Annotated in this window: 3 protein-coding genes; 1 reads left to right on the plus strand and 2 read right to left on the minus strand. The window is 74.8% G+C overall.

Annotation, left to right across the window (positions count from 1 at the left end):
- Together CCN29_RS32675 and CCN29_RS32680 are read right to left on the minus strand one after the other, a co-directional pair.
- On the minus strand, window positions 1–809 hold an 809-nt coding region (locus CCN29_RS32675; protein ID WP_086686128.1), incomplete at its 3' end, for a serine/threonine-protein kinase.
- Window positions 810–919: 110 nt separating this feature from the next.
- Window positions 920–2563, minus strand: coding sequence for a serine/threonine-protein kinase (locus CCN29_RS32680; RefSeq protein WP_031019511.1), 1644 nt, complete (start codon window positions 2561–2563; stop codon window positions 920–922).
- A 503-nt stretch (window positions 2564–3066) separates the two neighbouring features.
- Between CCN29_RS32680 and CCN29_RS36510 the strand changes: the two genes are divergently transcribed.
- Window positions 3067–3574, plus strand: a 508-nt coding sequence (locus CCN29_RS36510) for an FHA domain-containing protein (RefSeq protein ID WP_442538623.1), incomplete at its 3' end; no start/stop codon positions are given.

Raw genomic sequence — 3574 nt, forward strand, 5'->3', positions numbered from 1 at the left:
AGCAGCTCCCGCAGCCGGGCGGCCAGCTCCGACGCGCGCAGGCGGGACGCCGGGGCCTTCGCCAGGCACTGCACCAGCAGCTGCCACAGCTCGTCCGGGATGCCGGGCAGCGGGACGACCGTCTCGGTGACGTGCCGGCGCAGCACCGCGCCCGGGTGGCCGCCGCCGAACGGGGTGAAGCCCGCGAGCAGCTCGTAGAGGACGGTGGCGAGGGCGTAGATGTCGACGGCGGCGCGCGGCGGGAGGCCCTCGACGATCTCCGGGGCCAGATAGTCCGGCGTGCCGATGATCTTCGAGGCGCGGGTGCGGCGCGGGGTGTCGATGAGTTTCGCCACGCCGAAGTCGGTGAGCAGGGCGCGGTGCGAGCCGCCGGGGCCGAGCGGGCCCTGCATGTCCAGCAGGACGTTCTCCGGCTTGACGTCGCGGTGGACGACACCGGCCGCGTGCGCCGCCGCCAGGCCGTCGGCGACGTCTGCGGCGATGGCCACCGCCGCCTCGGGGGCCAGTCTGCGTTCCCGGTCCAGCCGGGTGCGCAGGTCGGTGCCCCGGACCAGGTCCATCACGAGGGCGAGGTCGTTGCCGTCGACCACCAGGTCCCGCACGGACACCACGTGCGGGTGCTCCAGGCCCAGCAGCGCCGTCCGCTCCTGCACGAAGCGGCCGACGAGCTCCTGGTCCGAGGAGAGATCCTCACGCAGCAGCTTGATGGCGACGGGCCCCTCGGGGCCCTCGCCCAGCCACACCGTGCCGGCGCTGCCCCGCCCGAGGATCTGATGGGCGGTGTACCGGCTGCCGATTCTCCGTGCCAAGACTGCTCCTACCGACGCGTGTTGTCGCCAAAGCTACGCGTCCGGACAGGTGACCTTCACCGGAGACCCGGAAATCGGGCCCCGGATGTCGACAAAGCGGCAGACGAGCGTCAGTTCGTCGGGTCCGAGGGGCCGCCCAGGTCCTCGATCCAGCCCGTGACCGAGCCGAACCAGTCGCTGAGCTGCTCCCAGTAGCCCTTGCCCGTGCCGATCCAGTCCTGGAGCGGGCTCAGCTCCCAGATCAGCCAGCTCGCCACGAACAGGATGAGCAGCGTGAACAGGCATCCCTTGAGGCAGCCGAGGCCGGGAATGCGCATCGGGTTGGCGCTGCGCTGCCGGGGCTGCCGCGGCTCCCGCGCGGGGCGCTGCGGCTCCGGCGGGGGCGCGTACCGCTGCGGCGGCTGGGGCTGCTGCCGCCGCTGGCGCTCCGGCGGCGGGGCGTACTGCTGCGGCGGGGGCTGCTGCGGGTAGCCGTACCCGGGGCCGGGCTGCGGCTGCTGGGGGCGCTGCGGCGGCTGCTGGGGCCGGGCCACCTGCCGCTGAGGGCGGCGGCGCAGCGGGTCCTCGTGGGGGTCGAGGTACTGGACCTGGGTCTGTTCGTTGCGGTCGCGGGCCGCGCGGAGCTGGTTCTGCCAGGGGTGCGGGTCCTCGGGGCCGCCGCCGGGCCCGCCGGGCGGCACCGGGGGCATCACGGCCGTGGGGTCGGCCGCGCCGTTCGGGCCGGTCTGCGGCAGGACGCTGGTCGCGGCATTGGGGTCGTAGGCGCCGGGCGGGTTCTGCGGCAGCACCTGCGTGGGGTCGGAGGCGCCTGGGGCGGACGGCGCGCCGGGGACCGGCGCGGGCGCCGGGTCGGGGGCGAGGAGCGCGCCGACGTTCTCCGCGGCGGAGATCTGCGCCGAGGAGGCGTGCACGCCGATGCCCTCGGCGACGACCCGCAGGCCGCGCGCGAGGTTCTCGGCGCTGGGCCGCCGTCCGGGGTCCTTGCTCAGGCAGCGCTCGATGACCGTCCACAACGGGTCGGGGACGGTGGAGGGGCGGCGCGGCTCGGCGCTGAGGTGCTGGTGCAGCACCTCGAGCGCGGATCCGCCGGAGAACGGCGGGCGGCCGGTGACCAGCTCGTACAGCAGGATGCCGGCGCCGTAGATGTCGACGGCGGAGGTCTGCGGGCGGCCCTCGGCGGACTCGGGCGCGATGTACGCGGGGGTGCCGACGAACTCGTGGGTGCGGGTCAGGCCCGGGGAATCGGCGAGGCGCGCGATGCCGAAGTCGGTGAGCATCGGGTGCAGCTCGCCACCCTGCTGCTTGAGCAGGACGTTGGCGGGCTTGAGGTCGCGGTGGACCACGCCGTCGGCGTGGCTGGCCCCGAGCGCGTCGGCGATCTGCGCGGTCAGCAGGGCCGCGGCGACGGGCGTGAAGGGGCCGTTCTCCCGCAGGTAGCGGTGCAGGTCGGGGCCCTCGACGAGGTCCATGACCAGCGCCAGCAGCTCACCCTCGACCACCAGGTCGCGGACCCGGACGATGTTGGGGTGGGTGAGCCGCAGCAGGACGGAGCGCTCCCGCAGGAAGCGCATCACGACGTCGGCGTCGCCCGCCAGCTCCTCCTTGAGGACCTTGATCGCCACGGTCTCGCCGGGTTGGCCCGGCACGGCCGCCTCGGCGCCCGCGGTCTCCCGCTGGCGCGCACGCCAGACGGTGCCCGTGGCGCCGCGTCCGAGCGGCTCCTCGAGCAGGTACTTGCTCCCTACCGGCCGCACGTCATGCGCTCCCTGCTGCTCGCTGGCTGGCGTACACCGTGGTCCACCCTGCTGAATGTTCCGACCCACTGTAGTGCCGCCGCGCGGGACACCGGCCGGCCGACGTCCGCGTCGCCCTGTGCCGGGTGGTACGCGCCGGTGCCCGTTCCTGTTCGACGGTTCCGTTGATTCCGCGGTCCCGTGGCCTCCGCGGGGAGGCGGAGTCGGGAGGAAAGACGCCCGACCCGGTCCGTTGGTTGCCGCGGGCCGGACGTGACCGATCTCAAGTCGGCGCACAACGATCATCCGCGCGTCACTGGTCAGGCATTTTTGCGGGCAGAGCCGACCAATCAAGATCATTTGATGCCCGGAGGCGGGCGCGTTGTCGGTGACAGGTGCGAGGATGCGGGCAGTACTGGCCGTACGTGCGCGTGTGGCGGTGGGGGAAGTCCGCGGAGGGGGACCGCGGGGCGGCTTCGTCCCCCGTGTCGCGGGCGCCCGCGCAGAAGGGACCGCTGACGGCGATGCAGATCCGGCTGACCGTCGTAGACCCGCTGGGCCCCTCCTCCCCCGCCCGGGAGCGGGCCGCGAGCTGCGACGTGCTGGTCACGGCGCCCGCGGGCACGGCGCTCGCCGCGGTCGCCTCCGCGCTCGCCTCGGCCGTCTCCGGCGGCGACGGCTCCTCCGGCTCCACGGGCGCGCCCGTGCTGTACGCCGGTGACCAGCGCCTGGACGCCCAGCGCTGCACGCTGGGCGAGCCCCCGCTGATCGACGGCGCGGTGCTGGCCGTGGGCGCGCCGGGCGAGCCCGAGCCGCACCCCGAGCTGGACGTGACCCCCACCCGGCTGCACGTGGTCGCGGGGCCCGACGCGGGCGGGGTGCACCTGCTGCACGGCGGGGAGATCCGTATAGGCCGCTCGGCCGACGCCGACGTGCCGCTCGACGACCCTGACGTCTCCCGGCTGCACTGCGCGGTGACGGTCGGCGCGGACGGCCGCGTCTCCGTGGCCGACCTCGGCTCCACCAACGGCA

The organism is Streptomyces pseudogriseolus, assembly GCA_002154585.1.
GTDB lineage: Bacteria > Actinomycetota > Actinomycetes > Streptomycetales > Streptomycetaceae > Streptomyces > Streptomyces pseudogriseolus.